Consider the following 19,166-nt stretch of genomic DNA (forward strand, 5'->3'; position numbering starts at 1 on the left):
ACATGCGCGCCAAGATTCCCGCCGCCAAGGATCAATCAAGAATTGTCAGCCGTACATCGCTTTTTGAGGAGGCTTCCCACCTCTGCTCAATTCTGAGCGACCCTTCAATTCTAGTCGTGGATTGCCGCAGCTTTGCAGAATACTCGCAGTCGCACATACTCCATGCAGTAAATATAGACCTGATGCAGTTTCACTGGATCGATACCAGCGCCAGCGGCATAAGGGGATTTAACGCCCAGGCAATACGGCTTTTGTCAAATCTCGGAGTATCCGACGGTAAGAAGGTGATCTTTTATGACAATATTTCTGGCTCGGCCGCAGCTCGAGGGGTGTGGCTTTTGCTTTATTTCTCACATCAAAACGTGAGCATTCTTGACGGAGGATTCGATAGATGGAAGAAGCTGGGCTACCCTGTCGAGCGAACTACAAATCCATTCAAGCCTGCGCGGTTTAGGGGAAGGCCTGACAGGCGCCTTTTGACAACCAAAGCTGACCTGACAAGAATTATCAAGGACAAAACAGGCGTGGTGATTGATGCAAGATCAGCTCTTGAATACTCCGGCAAGGTAGTACGAGCTGCGAGGGCAGGTCACATACCCGGCGCGCTAAACATTGAATGGACCCGCAACCTTTCAGGCGGGAGTTTCAAGCATCTCGACAAGCTCGGGCGACTTTACTCCGCTATTCCAAAGAACACTCGGGTGGTTACATATTGCCAGGGTGGTTACCGTGCTGCAAACAGTTTTGTCGCGCTTCGAGAAATGGGCTACAGGGACGTAAGCATGTACCTTGGATCCTGGGGCGAATGGGGAAACGAGCTGAACTTGCCGACAAGTGGTGGGGCGTGACCTTTCGGATGACGGCTGAAGTGTTGGAAGAATGGCAAGTCGCGGAAAATGCGGACAAGGCAGAGGCGAATTCTCGGACTGGTTTTCTTCTAACAAAATATACTGTTAAATAATAGGCGCTGGAAAGCAAAATTCATGGCGGCTAAGAAGAAAGCAGCGACAAAGAAAAAACCAGCAAAAAAGTAAGCAAGTAAACTAGAGTGGCATCGCTGTTTTTTAAACTCGGTATGCCACCTTTCACATTTATTTCACCCAGAAAAGTTATGCACGTATTTTAACTCAAGTTCACGCAGATTCAGTTTCGTAATCAGTAAATCAAATCTGAACTTAGTCGCAGCATTTCTTTGTCTGACAAAAAGAAACACTCATCGATGCCCCTCTGCGTTGCCAGTTCAAGCACAACAAGCTGTGCCGTAAAGACTGCAATTAGGGCCGATTCAAGCGCATTGACCCCTGAACAGTCTGAAAAGACGGCTGACATGCCAATTTTCCTTAAGCGCTTTGATAGCCGATCCCCTTCCTTTGTGGTGTCAATGCAAATTACCGCATCATTGCTCTTGACACTGAACAGTGGCGCGTGGGTAAACTCTCTTGTATCGTAGGCAAAGGCCTTTTCGCCGAGAATCTCGTTTACCTTCAGAGCCCCGTACAAGGCAACAGGATATGTTATGGAATCGCCCAAGAAGTAGAAGCAACTCCATTCCTGTGAGCCCAGCAAATTTATGATCCGCCCTGCGCGCTTCTTCGCCTTGCCGAACAGCGCCTCTGGTATCGGAGGCAACGTTAGCGGCGCGCACAGGGCGGAACACTTTAGGAATGTGGTTAGAAAACTAAGCGTGCCGGCTGTGGGTACCTTCTGTCTGCCCTCAGTCTCCAACTCTATCGACCTGCCGCATGCTTTTGCAAGCGGGCTTGAGGGATCGGAAGTGACGGCTGTCACCTTGAATCCCTGCGACTTTAACATCTTGGCTGTCAGGATGTTGTCTTTGGTTTTTCCAGAAACCGATGCGATAAACACGGGGCTGCGCTTGTCAAGCGCCGCAGATTCGGCGAGCGTCATAGCCTGCGAGGGAACCAGAGCCTGGGAATGGCCCCCGCAAACGGCGACGGCCAGAAGACATGCTGCATATGAATCGCCAGAGCCAATGAAGACGGGATGCCTTGCGGGCTTTGGAAGCAGAATATTGCCAAGCCGCGCGGTTTGCGCAGCCATCTCGCTTTTGAGTGAGTTGATGGAGCCTGCGGCCACGCTTGAAGCCTAACTGACTGACAAACTAAGGCAAAGTCACTTGGACTTCGCGGCCTTTTCGCCCTGGCCTTCGATAACTATCATGGTGAGAGTTGACCTCACTTTGTCTATGCGGCGCACATGCCAGGTTATTGTCTCCCTCAATTTATCCATCGAGTCGGACCTTATTTTCGCAATGATATCGTACACGCCATAGACGCCGGAAACTTCAACAGCTTCTGGCAGCTTTTTCAACTCCTTGATTATCTCTTCTTCAGAGCCTAGGTCGCAGTTGATAAGGACGTACGCCGTGGGCATCAAACCAACTGGGATCTGTTATATTATTAAACGCATCGCCCTTGGCGGTCAAAACTTTTCCTTCGAAATTTTTCTGGCCCTTATGTAGTCGACAAAGTAAAACAGGTACGAACGTTCATTGATCTTTAGCACCCACGGGATAAAAGACTCTGTCTTGGACGTCTTTTCATAGATTTCAAAACCGTTGCGTTCAAGATATTCTCTGAATGTGCTGCCATCAAAGCCCTCCTTTGCATGCGGTTCCCTTCCGAAGTCATAGGGGTCAGCAATACCCGCATCGGAGTGTGGCTTTAGCATCCTGTGAATTGACGCAAGAAGCGACTTTACGTCTACGAGCTCGAGCAAGTTTATTGCCAGTACAAGGTCGAACTTTGACGGGAAGAAGGGCGGCAAGAGCGCGTCTGCCACGCAGAACTCCACATTGCCTCTCTGTGCCTCAAACATCTTCCTTCTTGCTTCCAGGATGAAGGAATAGGAGCTATCGATGCCTATGGCAAAGGCATACTTTTGCGAGAGCAAAAGAGTGCTGTAGCCCATTGAACACGCAAGGTCAAGAGCGATGCCGTCCATCCTCGGCGTGATTGAATGGATTACTCTGTTGTAGACTTCGTTGGGCTTGAGGTGCCATCTCAGGCTTTTCAAAAGCCTGTCCTCCTCTGAATGCTCGTACTGCACCCACCTGTATGGTTGAAACCAGCTGCCGCCCTCCTCGTACCTGTCGTTTGATACTTCACTTGATGCGACCTTAGATCCGCTGTCTCGCAAGAACTGCTTCATTTCAGGAGATTGGCATTCAAGGAGCCATCGGCCGTATGTGCGCGCTCTTCCCGACGCGTAATCCTGGAATTCCTTGACCATGATGGCAACGCCCGCGATAATGGGATATGCGCGGCCGCAATCGCCGCATCTGAGGAACCCTTCAATGCATTCGTTCGAGCCGCTCATGACCAGCGACTCAAGTGAAAGCCGGGGCTGCTTCTCCTGGTGATTTATGCATACGAGGTGATTTGCGAATTGTATTTTCATCTGTCTAGTTGTCTATGTCTTGCTGTACATATAAACAAACTAGAGCAGGCCGTCTTCGTGCAGCTGGTCCAGCAGCGGCCTGAGGAACTCCGCAATTTCTTTCTCTCCAAGGGCGAAACTTCCGGAAATCCCGATGGCGGTGGAAAGCATATTCCTGTCCTCCCGGGCCGTATGGGCCCCCGCACCAACGATTGAAAACTTGGTGGAATTTTTCTGTAGCCACGACAGCCAAGTTTGAGCCCTTTCTTGGCATGACTTTAGCGAACCGACCACGTCCTGGATGCCAAGGGCAGTTTCGCTGTCCAAGAGGTTAAGTCGCAGCATTGGAACAAGCAAAGTGCCTCCCTCCGTGAGCACTGCGTGCGATTTGTTCAATTCCTCAATCGCTTCGTCCTGCTGCTCCTCCGGCTCTATCTGTCCGTAATGGGGGAAAAAATACCCTGCGAGCTGCTTGTTCCAGTCGTAAACCTTGTACAGTGAGTTGTCATACTCCGTCTTCCATGCGGATTTGTCTTTTCGTCGCAGCACAGCAGCCAGCATGCATATGATTATTCCATATTTTACTTATCGCAGCATATTTTGCCGTGCTCTGGCGTGACCGTTCACTTAAAATTATCCTGCAGCGCACTCTGTCTAATGTCTGAAGCACAAACACCATCTCACACGCAGGAGACCCCACAGCGCCGGGAGGGTCCACACGACACAATCTACATCGGCAAAAAGCCACTAATGACCTATGTGACATCGACGCTCATACAGCTTGCAAACCAACCCACCGTCACAATTAAGGCAAGAGGGCTGAGCATAGGCAGAGCCGTAGACGTATCGCAGATTACTCTGAAGAGAATGGAAAGTGCCGGGTACAAGATTGGCGACGTAAGAATCGGCTCTGAAACCGTCCAGTCGGAAGACGGCCGGACAAGAAACGTTTCAACCATTGAAATCGAGATAAAGAGGGGCTAAGGCTTCTTCTTTACGCTTTTTCTTCCCCCAACAACACTCCGTTATTATTATTAGTACGTCGATTGCTCGCATAAACAGTCGCGAGCCTACCAATGAGCGATTTTGCGGCGCTGTACCTTGCCCATCTCAACCCCATGACGCTCGCGCACGAGACCATAATCGAGAAACTTCGTAAGGATTTCGTGGTGTACGTTTTTCCTGTGCGCTTTGTGAAGGACGGAAAGGAAGTCAACACCCGTTCTTTCCCTTTCAGTTATGAGCTCCGAAAAAGAATGGTCGAGTCAGTGTTTGGAAATTCGGTCCAGGTATTGCCCGATTACACATTTGAATCCCCATACTCGCAGTACCTGCCACCCCTGCTTTCAAGCCATTCATGGAAGCTCCGCAACAAGATTGCTTCAAAGGTAAAGGAGAAAAGGTTCGTATCCTACACCGGAGACAGGGTCGAACGGGCCATGTTGCGGGCCTATCGACTGCATCCTATGAAGGCAGACAGGCTAGATATTTCGGCCACCTCGGTTCGTGAACAGATGTACATGCAATGCCAGAATGGACAGGCTAACGGGGACTGGAGAAGCCTTGTTCCGCAAAGCGTTGCACAAGTGATAGATGAAAACTGGTCCGTGGTCGGCGCCTTTAGCAAAGAGCGGGACAGGACAAAGCGCGTTCTTGGTATGAAATTTCCAGTAGACGGGTACGACCGAAACTAATTTACCGTACTGATAGTAGACTTTTATAAGCCCCCGCCAAATTTGCCAAGAGGCATGAAAGACAAGGGGGGCGAGTTTGTCTGGTTTGACGGAAAACTCGTCAAGTGGCACGAGGCCACTGTCCCTGTGATGACACATGCGCTGCACTACGGAACGGCGGTGTTTGAGGGCATACGGGGATATGCCACTGAAAGCAACGTTTACGTATTCAGGTTGCTCGAGCACATTAAGAGGCTTCATCGCTCGGCTGCGGTCTATTCTTTTTCGCTTCCATTCTCCCCAAAGGAACTATCAGAGGCCGTCATTCAAATCCTCCGCGCAAACCAGACCAAGCAGTCCTGCTACATCCGCCCATTGACCTTTGTAGGGACCCACGGGATTGACCTCAACGTTACGGCCCGGTCGCCAACTCACACCGTTATCATTACGTTTCCATTTGCAAAGTATTTTCCCGCACAAGGCATCAGCGCATGCGTTTCTTCATGGCGCAGGATAAACGATGCCACTACTCCTCCGCTGGCCAAAGCAGCCGGCAACTATCTAAACTCAATCCTGGCGACCCAAGAGTGCAAGCGCAATGGTTATGACGAGTCGATCCTGCTCGATTTGGCTGGCAACGTGAGCGAGGCATCCGGAGAAAATGTCTTTCTTGTACGGGAAGGCAGAGTGTATACGCCATGTCTCTCCGACTCTGCACTAGAAGGTATCACGCGAAACACGGCGCTAACAATCCTAAAGGAAGAGGGTATTGAAGTAATAGAACGCCCGATCCCCCGGACGGAACTCTACATGGCCGATGAGATATTTCTCACGGGCACCGCAGCTGAAATCGTCCCTGTAAGAAGCATTGACGGACATACAATTGCAAATGGGGTGGAAGGCGTTGTAACAAAGACCGTCCGGCAGAAGTATGAAGACATTGTGCTCGGCAAGGAGAAGAAGAAAATGGATTGGCTGACAGCCGTTTGGTAGAAAAAAATGCAGGTAATGGCGCTGTACGCATCGCGGTAATTGGAGTCGGAGGCTGGGGAAAGAATCATGTGCGCGTACTCAACGAGCTCGGGGTTCTTGCCGCTGTCTGCGACCTTGACGCCTCACGATCAGCCGAGATGGGCAGGCGCTACAGCACCGCCAGCTACTCATCGCCGGACGAAATGTTCTCAAAGGAAAAACTTGACGGATGTCTGGTCTGTACACCAACCAAGACACATGCGTCGGTAGCAATGAAGGCAATGGAGCATGGGATAAACACCTTTGTCGAAAAGCCCTTATCGTTTTCTTCAAAAGAGTGCGAGCAAATGCTTGAGGCGTCGAAGAAGAACAACACTCTACTGACATCGGGTTACGTTGAACGCTTCAATCCTGCCATCACCGACACAAAAAAGCTAATCGAGGGTAAAATCTATGGCGAGCCAATCATGATAGAATATCACCGCGAAAACAGGATGCCCCTTCACATTAAAGACGTGGGAATCGTGTATGACACCTCAGTTCACGACATCGACTCTGCAATGTTCTTGTTCGGCGAGAGGCCGACCGTTGTTTTTGCCAGAGCGGGCAAGCGGGTACATGTTTACGAGGACTTTGCCACAATCATGCTGGGCTTTGAAAACCAAAAAGTAGCCGTCATTGCCTCAAACTGGCTTACGCCAAAGAAAGTCAGAACGTTTAGCGCGGTTTGCACGGACGGCATTATCACCGGCGATTTCATAACCCAGGAAGTCGTGATCGACCACAACGAAGCGACAATCACTCCTAGGCGGCAGTTTCAAGAACCGCTCACACTTGAACTCCGAAATTTTGTAGAGGCAATAGGGCATAAATCGAGGCTGCTTGTGACGGCCGAGGACGCGACCAATGTTACAAAAGTTGCAGAGGCCGCGCTACTTTCAAGCAACACCGGCTCGCCGGTGTATCTAGATTTGAAGTAATGTAAAATGAAGCGTTCGATGCTGGATATACTTGCATGTCCTATGGACAAGAAGTATCCTTTAGAGCTTCTCGAGATAGTCTCAGACGGGCAGGAAGTGCAGGACGGCGCTCTTTACTGCCCTCCTTGCGGAAGGTTCTATCCGATAATTGATGGCATTCCTATGCTGTTTCCCGACCACCTCCGTGACAGAACCAAGGATCTTGATTTTCTGGCGCAGCGCAGGGGCAAGCTTCCTGACAAAATTATAAAACAAGGATCACCGTGGCATCTCTGAATGAGTTCGAGCGGGCCGCAGGGCAAACAAGACACGAGCAGCCACGGTACAAAAGACGGCAGGGCGAACAACTATGTTCCGGCGCCGGGCGTGACGAACTTTGTTTCACCAAGCGCAAGGCTTGGCAAGAACGTCAAAATCTGGCACTTTGCATACGTTGGCAGTGATACGGAAATTGGTGACAACGTCTCCATCGGGTCGCTGACCCACATCGACTATAAAGTGAAAATCGGTGACAACACCAGAATCGAGGGCAGCGTATACATCCCGCCCTTGACTGTAATCGGAAAAAATGTGTTCATCGGCCCGGCAGCCGCATTTACCAACGACCCGTATCCCATGAGCCCAAAAATGATCGGAGTCACCGTTGAAGACGGGGCCATAATCGGCGGAAGGGCTGTATTTAGGCCTGGTGTCCGAGTCGGCCGGAATAGCGTCGTCGCAATGGCGTCCGTCGTCACCCGAGACGTCCCTCCAGATACAGTAGTAATGGGCCACCCGGCACGCCCGAAATACAGCAGGTCAGAGTACGACAAGAAGAAGAGGCAGTGGGAAGAGTCCTAGCCGCTGTCCCGATGCGCCTGCCTGCGCGTCAAAAGCTCGCGGTTAACTGTAAAAGCTGAATCTGGCAGTCCTCCGTCCAACACTTTCTCTATGCATGTGACCGCGACTTCGGCCATCCTTTCGCGGGTCTCAAATGTAGCGCTACCGATGTGTGGCAGGAGCGTCACGTTGTCTAGTTTGCAAAGCGAGCTTGAGCGGGGAAGCGGTTCTTTTCGATAGACATCAAGTCCCGCCCCTGCAATCATTCCTGACTTGAGAGCTCTTGCAAGTGCGGGCTCATCAATTAGCTGTCCTCTCGCAGTGTTGATAAGGTACGCCGATTTTTTCATCATTTTCAGTCTCGGCATATCAATCACAGGACTTGGCGGCCCTTTGCCATTAGCAACTCTGGCCTCGCCCTCTGAAGGTGGCGGAGCCGCCAAACTAGCGTGAATAGAGACAAAGTCGCTTTCTGAGAGCAACTCCTCGAGGGTAACATACCTCGCCCCTGTGGCCGCCTCTGCCTCCGGTTTTCTGTTCCTAGAAGTATAAAGCACCTTCATTGAAAACCCTCTAGCCCTACGTGCCACTGCACTACCGATCCTGCCAAGCCCGATTATTCCAAGCGTGCGACCAGAAACTGAACCGCCAAGAAGAAGGTCGGGCATCCAGCCAACGCGCCAGCGTCCTGACCTCGTTAGCCGGTCGCCTGAAACAATGTTTCTCGCTGCCGCAAGAATGAGGGCAAAAGTCAGATCGGCGGTAGCTTCCGCAAGCACGTCTGCAGTATAGGTGACAAGAATGCCGCGGCGAGTCGCTTCCTGTACGTCAATGTGATCAAAACCTGTACTGTAAGTACTGATTATCCTCAGACTTTGTCCCGCAGCATCCATTGCTTCGCTGTCCATCTTGTCGGATAGCATGCAAAGAACGGCGCTCTTGTCCTTGAGCGCTTTTAACAGTTCATTTCTTGATGGGGAGCCCGCGCCATCATGGAGGCGCGTCGGATATTTGGACTGCAGGCGAGACAGCCAGGGACCGGGAACTCTTCGTGTCACGTAGACTGATTCGCCATATTGCATGCACCATGTGGCGGGATAAGCAATCTTAATTTCTTTCTGGAAGTCGGCCAAGCGCGATTCCATCGCCTTCTGCTTGATTCGAATTAAGATCTGAGAAGTGGCAATTTGCAGAGATTGGTAGCCCGGCCCAGATTCGAACTGGGGTCAAGGGCTCCAAAGGCCCCTATGCTTGGCCACTACATTCGGCGGAAAATACGTTCCTCCACCGGGCTTCCGGGCGTGATCAGCACTTCACTGAGAATCCCTATTATAATTTATCTAACAGACAGGTCAAGCCAGTATCGCCTCGACAATCTTGTCAATGGGGTCGTCCATGGAATTTAGTATGCGCAAGGCCCTGCGCTTCTGCGCAGTGCGGAGTCTCTCGCTTGTGAGGAAACCCCTTACGATTGAAAGCAGCTGCGCCGGACTCGACGCACGCCGGGATAGCCCTATTCGCTCAAGGTAAGTCTCGACGTAGAACTTGTGAGGCGCGATAGAGATCGTTGGCTTGCCCAAGAGGGCGGCTTCTGTGGTCATGGTTCCCCCTGCGCCGATAAACACGTCCGAACTCTGAATAAGTCTGGTGCCGTCGATTACCTGGTCGGGGACTTCTGCCCTATCGCTGAACCGCTTTTTCATTTCTTCGATCTGGTCAGAATACCTGCAAAGAATAATGACCTTTGCAGAGCTGGAGAACTTGTCAACAAGTTTGTCGATCATGTTCACGTCAATAACCAACCTCCTGTCGTGGATGTACGCTGCTTTTGATTCTTCAAGCCTGACAAGGATTGTCTTTCTCGATGGTGCGGGCACATTGTCGCTGTCCGGGGTTTTTGGCTCTGGGTGCGCCTCCAGCCGCTCTGTCCTTTTAATCCACGCCGCTGGGTCCAGAGCGTGATAGCGCGTAATCTTCTTGCGATCTATGCCAAAAACCGTCCAGGAAGAATATGGTATGACCCACGGCGTGAGAAGCCTGCTCATAAAAGGTACGGTGAGCCTGCAAACGGCTTCCGCGTGTGGCGAGTCACTTATACCGATGTACTTGATACCAAGTCCAAATGCGACGCGGGCGCCTTCTGGCGACGAAAAGTTCACTGCCCGCTCGGGAGAAAAATTATTCACCGACTCTGCAAGCTCGTATGTCCTGCTGGCACTTGCGCGAAGCTTGGAGTAGCGGTCAGCCCCGCCGTGGCTGCCGATAATGGTCAGGTCAAGTTTCTTTATCTTTGCAAGCTCGACAGCCTCCCAGTACTGTCGAGACGTTACGAATACTTGATGGCCTGAACTTCTCAGCAATTTTATTGCAGGCTGAAAAAATAGCACCTGCTTGGGGGTCAATATGTCAAACCAGATACGCAAACAGGGTGTGATATCATTCTGCCATTGGAAAAACCTTTTCTTTAACCTTAATTGTAGATTATCGGTGGGCATGCGCGGAGGATTATCCAAGCTAACTTGAGCTCCGGTCAGGCGCCCGCATCGGTCTCGGTGGCAGTTTATGGCCTCAGCACGGAAGGCTACAAACTTGCTTCTGCTATGGCGATCAGGGGTAACAAAGTCTCTCTCATTGACGAGTCAGTCAGGATGGCGATCGCGCTCAAGCCCGACATCGCAAGGGCGTATCCGAACGTCAGCGCCCTTCGGGAGGACGAGCCGCTGCTCGACCTCGAGCCAGTGGATACCGCTGTGAGCAATGCCGCATACGTTTTCTTTGCGCCGCGGATTCGAAAAACTGGACCTGACTCGAAGGCAGACGTTTCGTCAAAGCTCAAGGATGCTGTCAAGTCGCTCAAGAAGGGTTCATCGGTGCTCTATCTGGTTCCAACTGGCATCGGGGGGAACAATGAGAACATGCAGCTTATCGAGCACATTACGGGGCTATCGGTGTCCGATGGCAAGGATGTCTCCTATTACTACATGCCCGCAGGAGTATCGGGAGGGCTAGGCAGCTCGGAGACCTGGATAGGTTCGGTAAAGTCCAAACAGGACAGCATGCTTGCAAGGATGCTCCATGACCCTGACATCAGGAGGCGAATTTCGTTCCTGGATCTCAGTTCAACTGAACTCTCACACGCAATCCGGGTCCTGAGCCATTATACTGGGATGGCCAGCGTTTTTGAGGTATGCAAGAAGGTAGCTCCCGACTATGCAGCGGGAGGCACCATCCAAGCCTCTTATGGCGACATTTACATCGACGACGTGGCCAGCGGGTTGTACGACCTGCGCGCCATAGGCTCCTCCCTCGACAGCGGCGAGCCGCTAATGTATCTGGTAAACGGCAGCATTAGGGGAGTAGACCGGTACCAGAAGCATCTTATCGACCAGATACGGCTGACTCTTCGGCAGCGGGAGCTGAAGGCGAGCAAGACCCGGGTTTCCTTAGCATGGACGCTTGACAGAAATGAGATGAGGGGCGACAAGATGGACCTGCTCTCTAGCATAGAGAACAAGATCAAGGACCATATTGGCGACGTAGAAAGGCATCAGTACACGCCTGCCCCTTCATTTGGAGGCTCGCAGAGCTCTTCAAAGTTTGACATGTACCACAGCGACAAGACCACGCTTGTTCTGGCGTGCTCTAAATCCGACTATGAAAGAGTTTCTTCGGGACCCAAAAGCGAGGAAGTGATAATTATGAAGGCCAATCCCCTATGCCAGTCCGTAAACGCTTAAGCACGCGCGGAAAACGATCGAAGGCAGCCGGCACGAGGAGGCAGGATGCCGGTGTCGCAGTGATACTCTCGACGTTTGCAAGCGAAGAGGCGGCCTGTGCCGCCGCGCACGCCGTAATTAATCTCCGCCTCTGTGCGTGCGTCAACCTGCTGAATGTTCGCTCAATCTACAGGTGGAAGGGTCAGATCTGCGACGAGAGGGAAGTAGCGGCCTTTTTCAAGACTTCTTCCGACCGCGCAGATGTCCTGAGGGCCGCACTTCTCGAAATGCACCCGTACGAAGTGCCGGAGGTGCTTGAGCTTAGAACAGAATCTTCCTCTAAAGCCTACCTTGAGTGGGTAATAGAGTCATCTGATGGCATAGCGCAGCAGGGCGACAATTCCGCCCAGTGACGACACGCGCAGCCCAATGTCGGTCGACGAATCAACCGCGTACGTCTTTGCGGCCTGACCCTCTATCTTGTTTAGAAGACTTACCACCTGCTCCTCGTCCGCTCCTCTGAACACCGAGTCCGAAAAGACGACGGCTTCGATTGCCTTTGCCTCTGCTGCATTGGAAACCTCTTGTATGCCCATCGCGAACCGCGGTTCACCCTTTTGAACCAGTAGCATTACCTTGTCCAGAAGTGCAGAAACGCCTGCAAGCTTGCTATCGTTCATGGCCTCCGACATTGCGCTCGAGCGCAGGAATACGAAAATCCCGTCCTCTCCTGCCACGTCGACGCCCTCAACCACTTTGAGCGTTGCCTTTTTTTCTTTGAATTCTTCCCTGCCTGCCAGGAAATTGTAAAGCCTGCGCCGTGTTTCCCCGGGACCAAAAATTATGACCGTGTCGCCCTCGACCAGCAACGTGGAAATCGTCTTTGCCACCTCTGCGAAAAAAGAATCCAAGGATACGACCTTTGTCTGGTAGCGCTTGCCGCTCTGGCCGGAGTATATGTTGGGGACAACCTTTACGTGGGTCCCTGAAACTCGCCCCACGGCTGCTTCCTGCGTATCTATTGCGACGAGCACAAACCCGGCGCCGCTTCCAGACCCCTTGAGCATCTTGATTTCGACGTCGCTCCAGCGCTTTTCCTTCTCTATGGTTACAGGCTCGCCTGCCAGAATTGTCAGGGCATGGTGCGAGCCTCTTGTCACAAGCTCGTTGTCCGTGTCGGTAATCGTGCCTGCAATCCTCAACCGGTCGACGGTCGAGTCAAGCTCTACCCGCTCAACACGAACCCTAATACGAACATGCACCCTTTCTCCACGGTCGGGGCGGCCGTATTCCTTTTCCTGCTTTAGCAGTCTTGTTGTATCTGCAATGACATAGTCGCCGGCGCGGACAACCCTCCTGAGCGTAAATAAATCGTCAGAATCGCCGGGCACCACGAAGAGCGCATTGCTTGAAGTGCCCCCCGTGGGCTTTACGATCATGATATGGGCTTTTCTTGATTGTGCAGTGCAGAGGCATTTGCGTGCCCTGAATCATTCTCGGCTTCAGAACCCTGAGGCTGAACGGACTTGAGGTATTCGTCGACCCATTCCTGCGTCAGCACGCCGGATTCTACAAGGTTGACAAGCGCATTAGGCGACGCGGTCCCCTGCACCTTTCCGGAGCGCTTGCGCGTCTGTCTCCACTTTAGCTGGGTGTTTCCGCTTTTTGACGAATAAATTATGCCAAGAATCTCCTTCGCGTTTACAAACGTCATTTCCCTTATACGCTTGAGTGTGACCTTGTCCGCAGCCTCGATATAGATTGCGCCTGGTCCTTCCTCGCGCTCTGGAAAGACTTCAAAGTCCCTTAGGTAGCTTTCAGGTATAAATGACCTGCAAGTGCTGATTATGATAAATTTTCTAAAGCTCTCAAGTGACGCAGTAGTTTCTATTTCCACCATGTCAATTATGTGATTCATGTAGCCATTTATCAAGCTTGTCAGAAGATTTGAAAAAAGTGGACAAACTCCTTACTCAAGATCTTCCTCACAGATCAGAAGGGCTAGTCATGTCATTGGTTGTCCACACCGGAGCGTACCCGGGCGAGAATAAGACCTTTTTTATGGACAGCAGGCTCCCCTTGGGACATCATGACCGTGGGGACACGTCAGCGGATGACGGAGGAGCGTGCACAAAGCGTCTGTAAATATGTCTTTCATGTGATGCTCTATTCCGCACACCATCTCCTCGTCTATATCTATGTGCAGCGCGTCTTTCATGAGCACTTCAAGGAGTCGGGTGTTTCTCATCATCTGCCTCCCTATATTATCGCCCTGCTCAGTAAGGTCTACGCTTCCCCGCTTGTAAACGACAAGGCCAATCGAGTTGAGCTTGCGCAGCATCTGTACTACGGAAGGTTGTGTAACGTTTAGTAGCTTTGCGATGGAACTTACCTTCACTGTCTCGCCTTTTTCGCGGATGCACCAAATTGCCTTCAGGTACATCTCGACGTGTTCAGACTCGGCCGTGCCGACAAAAAGCTCTTCGTCGTACTTTGCCTTCGGGTTCTTTCTGTCCTTGCTAACAGCCGAGCTCTCCAAGGATAAAACCGAATTGCCCCTCGAATGCTATTAACCTTGTGCGAATCTGCTAGACCTGCAAATTGCGCTTCTTGGGGCTGCCAGAGCCCGCGGGTTCCTGGTCCTGGTTGACCGTGTCGTTCCAGAGGTATTGAAAGTATCCCTTGGCAAACCCTGCAAGGCCCGAATGGTCTGCCCAGATAGCAATCGGGTCCACCTCGCTCGTGCTGTCTGGAGCGTTTTCGCCAAGCAGGATAACGACGTGCTTGCCGTCGCCGATTACCCCCCCTCCAAAAAGACCGTCACGCAATCGCACCTCTGAGAACCTAGAGAGTGCCTTTATTGTATCTGGATTCATTTTCGCAGATACCAGAATCCTTATGCGTATCCCGCGCTCGTGCATGGAGCGGAGGATCGGCTGGAGCGGCTTTGTGAAATTCTCGGCCACCTGGGGTAGGGCAACCAGCAGTTCCTGCTGGCTGTTCTGAATGACTTCATTCACTTTTGCTGCGATGTTAAAGACACCCCTGGCGACCCAGATTTCAGGCCTCTCTTTGATGCCGCTCTTGGTGTAGATAGGCATGAGCTCATTTACAATACTCACCTGGCTCTCGCGAAAGCTCGTCTCAATTTTGGACTTTGTAACTTCAAGCGCGCTAGAAGGCGACTTGGGAAAAAACTGTTGCGGACGCGAGCTATCTGATTCCAGCCAGCCTTTCTCTTCAAGCGTGTTGAGTACCTCGTAAATTTTCGAATAGGGCACTCCGGACTTTTTGCTGATGTCCGAAGCAGTCATAGCGCCCGCCTCAAGAAGCGAAACATAAACCCTGATTTCATAGCCCGTAAGGCCCAGATGTTCCATAGCCTTGCGCGATTTTTCGCTTATGCTCAAAATCACTTACCCTCTGCTCATGCTCTATATATCTACACTGAAAGGACGAGTATAAGGCAATCGACGACTAAGAGGATATGTCTGCTATCCATCTATTTACCTTTCACCGTAGTATTGGGTTAGGGTATCTTTAAATACAAAATGGAAATTCTGTCCGGTTAAGGTAGAATAATGGATCTAATTCAGATTTCGAACACATCCAACAAGAGCATTGCTGCGCGTCGAACTATAAGATTTACGCAAAGCATCTGCCCTGACTGTAACATGATTTTGGATGCTGAGGTTTTCGAGAGGGATGGAAAAGTGTTTATGACAAAGACCTGCCCGTCCCACGGCGAATGTGAGGAGCTTTACTTTGGTTCCTACGAAATGTACAAGAAATTTAGCACTTACTGGATGGATGGCAAGGGCGCCCAGGCACCCAATGTCATGATTGACAAATGTTCGTGCCCGAACAACTGTGGTCTCTGCACGAACCATCTTTCTCACTCCGGCCTTTCAAACATGATCATCACAAATCGCTGCGATCTCACATGCTGGTACTGCTTCTTTTACGTAAAGAAGGGGCTTGAGGGCGCTTACCTTTACGAGCCTAATACTGAACAGGTCAGGGCCATGATGAAAACCCTGAAAGCAGAGAAGCCGATAGCAGGAAACTCAATTCAGATAACCGGAGGCGAGCCAATGCTGCGCGACGACATAACCGACATGATCAAGATCATGAAGGAAGAAGGCGTCGACCACGTCCAGCTCAATACAAACGGAATAAAACTGGCCATGTCTCCCGAGACAATGCGTCAGGTGAGAATGGCAGGTGTCAACAATCTGTACCTGTCGTTTGACGGCGTGACTCCGAGGACGAATCCGAAGAACCATTGGGAAATTCCATACACGCTGGAGTCAGCCCGGAAATGCGGCATGACCGTGGTGTTTGTCCCCACAGTAATCAAGTCGATTAATGACCACGAACTTGGCGGTATCATTCGTTTTGCACAAAAGAACTTGGATGTTGTGCACGCCGTGAACTTCCAGCCGGTATCGCTCACTGGCAGAATGGGCAAGAAAGAACGCGAGAAGTACCGCATCACAATCCCTGATTGCATAGAGCGCATCGAGGAGCAATCCAACGGCGAGATTTCAAAGGACTCTTGGTTCCCGGTGCCTTCCTGCATGCCAATGACTAACATCATTGAAGCATTCAGCAAGAAGCCCAAGTACGAGCTTTCAATTCACTTTGCCTGTGGTGCAGGAACTTATGTCTTTGAAGACATGGACACAAAGAAACTCATCCCGCTGACATCGTTTGTGGACATCAAGGGAGTGCTCGAATACTTTGAAGAAAAGGCCGATGACATCAAATCGGGTGCCAACAGGTATTGGACTATGCTTGAGGTTGTCAGAAAGCTCAAGCAATTCGTCAACAAGGAAAAGCAGCCCCGAGGTCTTGACTTGGCCAAGATGTTCTCGAGCATCCTGCTCAAGCGGAACTTTGACTCTGTGGGCTCTTGGCACGTGCGCTCTCTGTTCTTGGGCATGATGCACTTCCAAGACAAGTACAATGAAGACCTGGAAAGGCTGCAGCGCTGCGACATCCACTACCTGACGCCGGACCTGAGAATCATCCCATTCTGCGCATTCAATGTCATTCCCGAGTGGTACCGAGACCGAATCCAAAAGAAGTTCAGTATACCGGTTGAAGACTGGGAAAAGGCTCACAACCAGACACTTGAGGCTGGGCTGTACCGCGGATTGATGCGTCGGGGCAAGCCCGAAGCCCAGATGGGCTGCGCCATGTCAGAGATGCACAAGGCGGCTGCAGAAGCGGCAGACGAGCACAAGGGCATCGAACTGCGCAACAACATGGCCGGCGCCTAAGCTGGTCAACGGCTTCCCTCTACTATTTTGTTAATTTTTGCTCTTTTTGAAAAGCAATAATTGCACGACTAGGAATTGTATATCTTGCGATCAGCTTAAATTCAAAATGCCAGCTTTTTTTCAATAGATGAAGCTCGAGCAATGGTGCAGGCTTGATGAGAGCATTTACGTGGCAGAGTCCGAGGAGCGGTACCTGCAGTATTCCGGACTTGGCGGGTCGGAGTCTGTAATCAAAAAGCTAGCGGAAATCAAGTCTGCAAACGCTGAATTGTTCTTGGAATCCTTCCAGGAGCCAAGAGAACTCTACCTGTTAGCAATAGAGAATATCGCCGATGCCCGGACCAAGAAACTGGAGCTGGAGCTGTACAACCTGCGGAACAAAAAGATTTCAATGAAGGGTATCTCGTTCAGGAATTCTCCTCTGAACTGGAGCAGCTGGAGGCAGTTTAACAGCACCCAAAAGGACTCGAGGGTTCGTAAAAGGGTCTTTGACGAGTTTATCCGGAAAACCCGGTTCATCTCCCCCACAGTGCAAAAGCGGTTTGAGCAGATCGCTGCAAGCTATGAGGCTTCCTCCAAGGGGCGCATTTCTCCGCTGGAAGGCTACCTTCAAAACGAAAAAATCGGCCTTGCCGAGCTCACAGCGCTTGTAAAATCAATGGCAAATCGTGCACGCAAGCCCTTTCAGGAGATGCTTGAAGATAGTGGAAGGAGCGTACTCGGACGACAAGCAGAGTATTATGACGACTTTTACTTTTTCCGCAACAGGGTCTTCAAAGAGTTTGAAGGAGCATTTGCAGGAATAAACCCTGTCGCCCTCGTAAAGCGAGTTCTGTCAAAAATGGATCTCGATTTGTCGCGGGTGCAATTTGATTCCCAAGACCGCAAAGACAAGTATCCTTCTCCAGTATGCTTTTTCATTCATATCCCAACCGATATCCGGGTCCTTTTCAAATCCGAGAGTCCATATTTTGACCTTCAGGGATGCTTTCATGAAACAGGCCATGCAATGCACGCAAGCGCAATCTCCGGCTCGCTTGAATACTGGAACCGATACGGCTTTTCGATGGGCGTTGCAGAAGTGTTCTCAATATTTCTCGAACGGCTCACAAAGAACGGGCGCTTCCTGTCTTCGATCGGAATAACAGACCAAAAGACTCTTGACGGTCTTCACGAGCGAAACCGCTTCATGGATCTCTTTTTTGTGACGTTTTATGCCGCCAACTCTATGATGAAGACAGAGTACTGGAGGAAAAACCTGTCCATCGAAGAAGCAAACGACTGTTATGCCAAGTACTACCAAAGGTATGTCGGGTTTGAAATGCCGGGGCAGTACTGGTTGCTCCACCACATCCTGCCAGACGCGGTAATGTATGTTCCCAGCTACTTGCTGGCGGCCGTCCGCGCGGCAGAGCTGGAATCGCGGATGCGAGACCGGTTCGGAGAATTATGGTGGGACGAAAGGAAGGCCGGGCAATACCTTCGTGAGATTATGAGTGCCGGTGCGCAGATCAACCTATCAGAATTTTCCAGACTTGATGCTGATATTTTTATGAGGGAGGCCGGAGCCTAGAAAACTACGCCCACGGCGGCCTTTTGTTCCTTGGACAACTCTCGATAGCCATTCTTGTCGATAATTACCACGTTGATGTTGTCTCCGGTGCCCGCATTTCGCCTTATTGCAGCTGCTATCGCCTGCATAGCGGTCTTGTAGCCCTCGTTTACGCCCATGCCTTCGCGGTATTCTGATTCCAGGTAACCGTAGGCGACAGGCGAGCCGCTGCCGGTGGAGATGAACTTTTCAGTGGTCATCGACCCAAAGAGGTCAATGTTGTAAATGTTCGGGCCCTCTTTTTCGGTATAGCCTGCCATGATAATCTGAACGTAGTATGGAAAGTATCTGTTGTTGAACAGTATGTTTGAACAGAGCCTTGCGGCTGACTTGACTGGCATCAATTCGTTGTTCTGCATCCGGTAAATGTTAGAGTTGTATCGCATCGTATCAACTAGGTTTTGCGCGTCAGCAACTCCGCCGGCAATAGTCATGGCCAAGTGCCTGTCCACCTTTTGGATTTTCATAACATGCCTATCTGCGATGAAAAGTCCTGCACTCGCTCGTGTATCCGCTGCCAGCACGACGCCGTCCTTGCATATCAGGGCGCAAGTCGTGGTGCCCTTCTTTATCTGATCTGCAATCATTGCTGGATAACGATCATCATGGGGTTGCATTTGGTACAGGCAAACGTGAGAGCTGACCTGATTTAAAACTATCTACCTGTTTCTTTTATATTGCTCTCTGCCCAACTGAGTGCAGCAGACAGG

At 51.1% G+C, this 19,166-nt stretch carries 22 protein-coding genes and 1 tRNA gene; 11 read left to right on the forward strand and 12 right to left on the reverse strand.

Annotation, left to right across the window (positions count from 1 at the left end; all coding sequences use genetic code 11):
- Positions 1-2 precede the first annotated feature (2 nt).
- Entirely contained in the window at positions 3-848 is an 846-nt protein-coding gene (locus ABI361_00735; protein ID MEO9319177.1) for a sulfurtransferase, read from the forward strand.
- Between the two features lie 307 nt (positions 849-1,155).
- Here the strand turns inward: ABI361_00735 and ABI361_00740 are convergent, their stop codons facing one another.
- Genes ABI361_00740 through ABI361_00755 form a run of 4 tightly spaced genes read right to left on the reverse strand, consistent with a single transcriptional unit; the run spans position 1,156 to position 3,948 of the window.
- Positions 1,156-2,097: an SIS domain-containing protein gene (locus ABI361_00740; protein MEO9319178.1), complete on the reverse strand. Its 942-nt coding sequence runs from the start codon at positions 2,095-2,097 to the stop codon at positions 1,156-1,158.
- Positions 2,098-2,133: 36 nt separating this feature from the next.
- Complete coding sequence (locus tag ABI361_00745) at positions 2,134-2,394, reverse strand: Lrp/AsnC ligand binding domain-containing protein (protein ID MEO9319179.1); 261 nt, start codon at positions 2,392-2,394, stop codon at positions 2,134-2,136.
- Between the two features lie 48 nt (positions 2,395-2,442).
- On the reverse strand, positions 2,443-3,420 hold the full coding sequence (locus tag ABI361_00750; protein ID MEO9319180.1) for a class I SAM-dependent methyltransferase: 978 nt from the start codon (positions 3,418-3,420) through the stop codon (positions 2,443-2,445).
- Positions 3,421-3,459: 39 nt separating this feature from the next.
- Positions 3,460-3,948 (reverse strand): hypothetical protein, encoded by a 489-nt coding sequence (locus ABI361_00755; GenBank protein MEO9319181.1) that lies wholly within the window; start codon positions 3,946-3,948, stop codon positions 3,460-3,462.
- A 108-nt stretch (positions 3,949-4,056) separates the two neighbouring features.
- On the opposite strand from ABI361_00755, the gene ABI361_00760 reads away from it, so the two are divergent.
- The 6 genes from ABI361_00760 (at position 4,057) to ABI361_00785 (ending at position 7,864) form a co-directional block, all read left to right on the forward strand.
- Positions 4,057-4,383, forward strand: a complete 327-nt coding sequence (locus ABI361_00760) for a DNA-binding protein (protein MEO9319182.1) — start codon at positions 4,057-4,059, stop codon at positions 4,381-4,383.
- Between the two features lie 92 nt (positions 4,384-4,475).
- Complete coding sequence (locus tag ABI361_00765; protein MEO9319183.1) at positions 4,476-5,093, forward strand: hypothetical protein; 618 nt, start codon at positions 4,476-4,478, stop codon at positions 5,091-5,093.
- Between the two features lie 54 nt (positions 5,094-5,147).
- The gene (locus tag ABI361_00770; GenBank protein MEO9319184.1) at positions 5,148-6,065 is read left to right on the forward strand and encodes a branched-chain amino acid transaminase; all 918 of its coding nucleotides are present in this window, start codon (positions 5,148-5,150) and stop codon (positions 6,063-6,065) included.
- Positions 6,059-7,024 carry a Gfo/Idh/MocA family oxidoreductase gene (locus ABI361_00775; protein MEO9319185.1) on the forward strand — a complete coding sequence of 322 codons (966 nt, stop codon included), beginning with the start codon at positions 6,059-6,061 and terminating at the stop codon, positions 7,022-7,024. The genes ABI361_00770 and ABI361_00775 overlap by 7 nt, the downstream gene beginning before the upstream one ends.
- A gap of 6 nt (positions 7,025-7,030) precedes the next feature.
- Positions 7,031-7,300, forward strand: coding sequence for a Trm112 family protein (locus ABI361_00780; protein MEO9319186.1), 270 nt, complete (start codon positions 7,031-7,033; stop codon positions 7,298-7,300).
- Positions 7,301-7,864, forward strand: a complete 564-nt coding sequence (locus tag ABI361_00785; protein ID MEO9319187.1) for an acyltransferase — start codon at positions 7,301-7,303, stop codon at positions 7,862-7,864.
- Here the strand turns inward: ABI361_00785 and ABI361_00790 are convergent.
- From ABI361_00790 to ABI361_00800, 3 genes are all read right to left on the reverse strand, one after another.
- Positions 7,861-8,925 carry a D-glycerate dehydrogenase gene (locus tag ABI361_00790; GenBank protein ID MEO9319188.1) on the reverse strand — a complete coding sequence of 355 codons (1,065 nt, stop codon included), beginning with the start codon at positions 8,923-8,925 and terminating at the stop codon, positions 7,861-7,863. The two genes, ABI361_00785 and ABI361_00790, sit on opposite strands and share 4 nt — an antisense overlap.
- Before the next feature lie 115 nt (positions 8,926-9,040).
- Positions 9,041-9,137, reverse strand: a tRNA-Gln gene (locus ABI361_00795).
- Between the two features lie 58 nt (positions 9,138-9,195).
- Positions 9,196-10,338, reverse strand: coding sequence for a DUF354 domain-containing protein (locus ABI361_00800; protein ID MEO9319189.1), 1,143 nt, complete (start codon positions 10,336-10,338; stop codon positions 9,196-9,198).
- A gap of 24 nt (positions 10,339-10,362) precedes the next feature.
- Between ABI361_00800 and ABI361_00805 the strand changes: the two genes are divergently transcribed.
- Together ABI361_00805 and cutA are read left to right on the forward strand one after the other, a co-directional pair.
- A complete protein-coding gene (locus tag ABI361_00805) occupies positions 10,363-11,580 on the forward strand; it encodes a hypothetical protein (protein MEO9319190.1) in 1,218 nt (405 codons plus the stop codon).
- Positions 11,559-11,972, forward strand: coding sequence for a divalent-cation tolerance protein CutA (gene cutA / locus ABI361_00810; protein MEO9319191.1), 414 nt, complete (start codon positions 11,559-11,561; stop codon positions 11,970-11,972). Before ABI361_00805 ends, cutA begins: the two co-directional genes overlap by 22 nt.
- Here cutA and ABI361_00815 read toward each other — a convergent pair.
- From ABI361_00815 to ABI361_00830, 4 genes are all read right to left on the reverse strand, one after another.
- Positions 11,928-12,998, reverse strand: a complete 1,071-nt coding sequence (locus tag ABI361_00815) for an mRNA surveillance protein Pelota (protein ID MEO9319192.1) — start codon at positions 12,996-12,998, stop codon at positions 11,928-11,930. The genes cutA and ABI361_00815 overlap by 45 nt on opposite strands.
- Positions 12,995-13,459, reverse strand: coding sequence for a hypothetical protein (locus tag ABI361_00820; GenBank protein ID MEO9319193.1), 465 nt, complete (start codon positions 13,457-13,459; stop codon positions 12,995-12,997). The genes ABI361_00815 and ABI361_00820 overlap by 4 nt, the downstream gene beginning before the upstream one ends.
- Before the next feature lie 159 nt (positions 13,460-13,618).
- Positions 13,619-14,002, reverse strand: coding sequence for a metal-dependent transcriptional regulator (locus tag ABI361_00825; GenBank protein MEO9319194.1), 384 nt, complete (start codon positions 14,000-14,002; stop codon positions 13,619-13,621).
- 145 nt (positions 14,003-14,147) lie between these two features.
- A complete protein-coding gene (locus tag ABI361_00830; GenBank protein MEO9319195.1) occupies positions 14,148-14,969 on the reverse strand; it encodes a helix-turn-helix domain-containing protein in 822 nt (273 codons plus the stop codon).
- A 171-nt stretch (positions 14,970-15,140) separates the two neighbouring features.
- Here ABI361_00830 and tes point away from each other — a divergent pair, with 171 nt between their 5' ends.
- Together tes and ABI361_00840 are read left to right on the forward strand one after the other, a co-directional pair.
- Complete coding sequence (gene tes, locus ABI361_00835) at positions 15,141-16,844, forward strand: tetraether lipid synthase Tes (protein MEO9319196.1); 1,704 nt, start codon at positions 15,141-15,143, stop codon at positions 16,842-16,844.
- Between the two features lie 127 nt (positions 16,845-16,971).
- The gene (locus tag ABI361_00840) at positions 16,972-18,417 is read left to right on the forward strand and encodes a hypothetical protein (GenBank protein ID MEO9319197.1); all 1,446 of its coding nucleotides are present in this window, start codon (positions 16,972-16,974) and stop codon (positions 18,415-18,417) included.
- On the opposite strand, the gene psmB is transcribed toward ABI361_00840, so the two are convergent.
- Positions 18,414-19,043, reverse strand: a complete 630-nt coding sequence (psmB, locus tag ABI361_00845) for an archaeal proteasome endopeptidase complex subunit beta (GenBank protein MEO9319198.1) — start codon at positions 19,041-19,043, stop codon at positions 18,414-18,416. The two genes, ABI361_00840 and psmB, sit on opposite strands and share 4 nt — an antisense overlap.
- Positions 19,044-19,166 lie beyond the last annotated feature (123 nt).

This window comes from Nitrososphaera sp. (assembly GCA_039938515.1).
In the GTDB taxonomy this organism is placed as follows: Archaea; Thermoproteota; Nitrososphaeria; order Nitrososphaerales; family Nitrososphaeraceae; genus Nitrososphaera.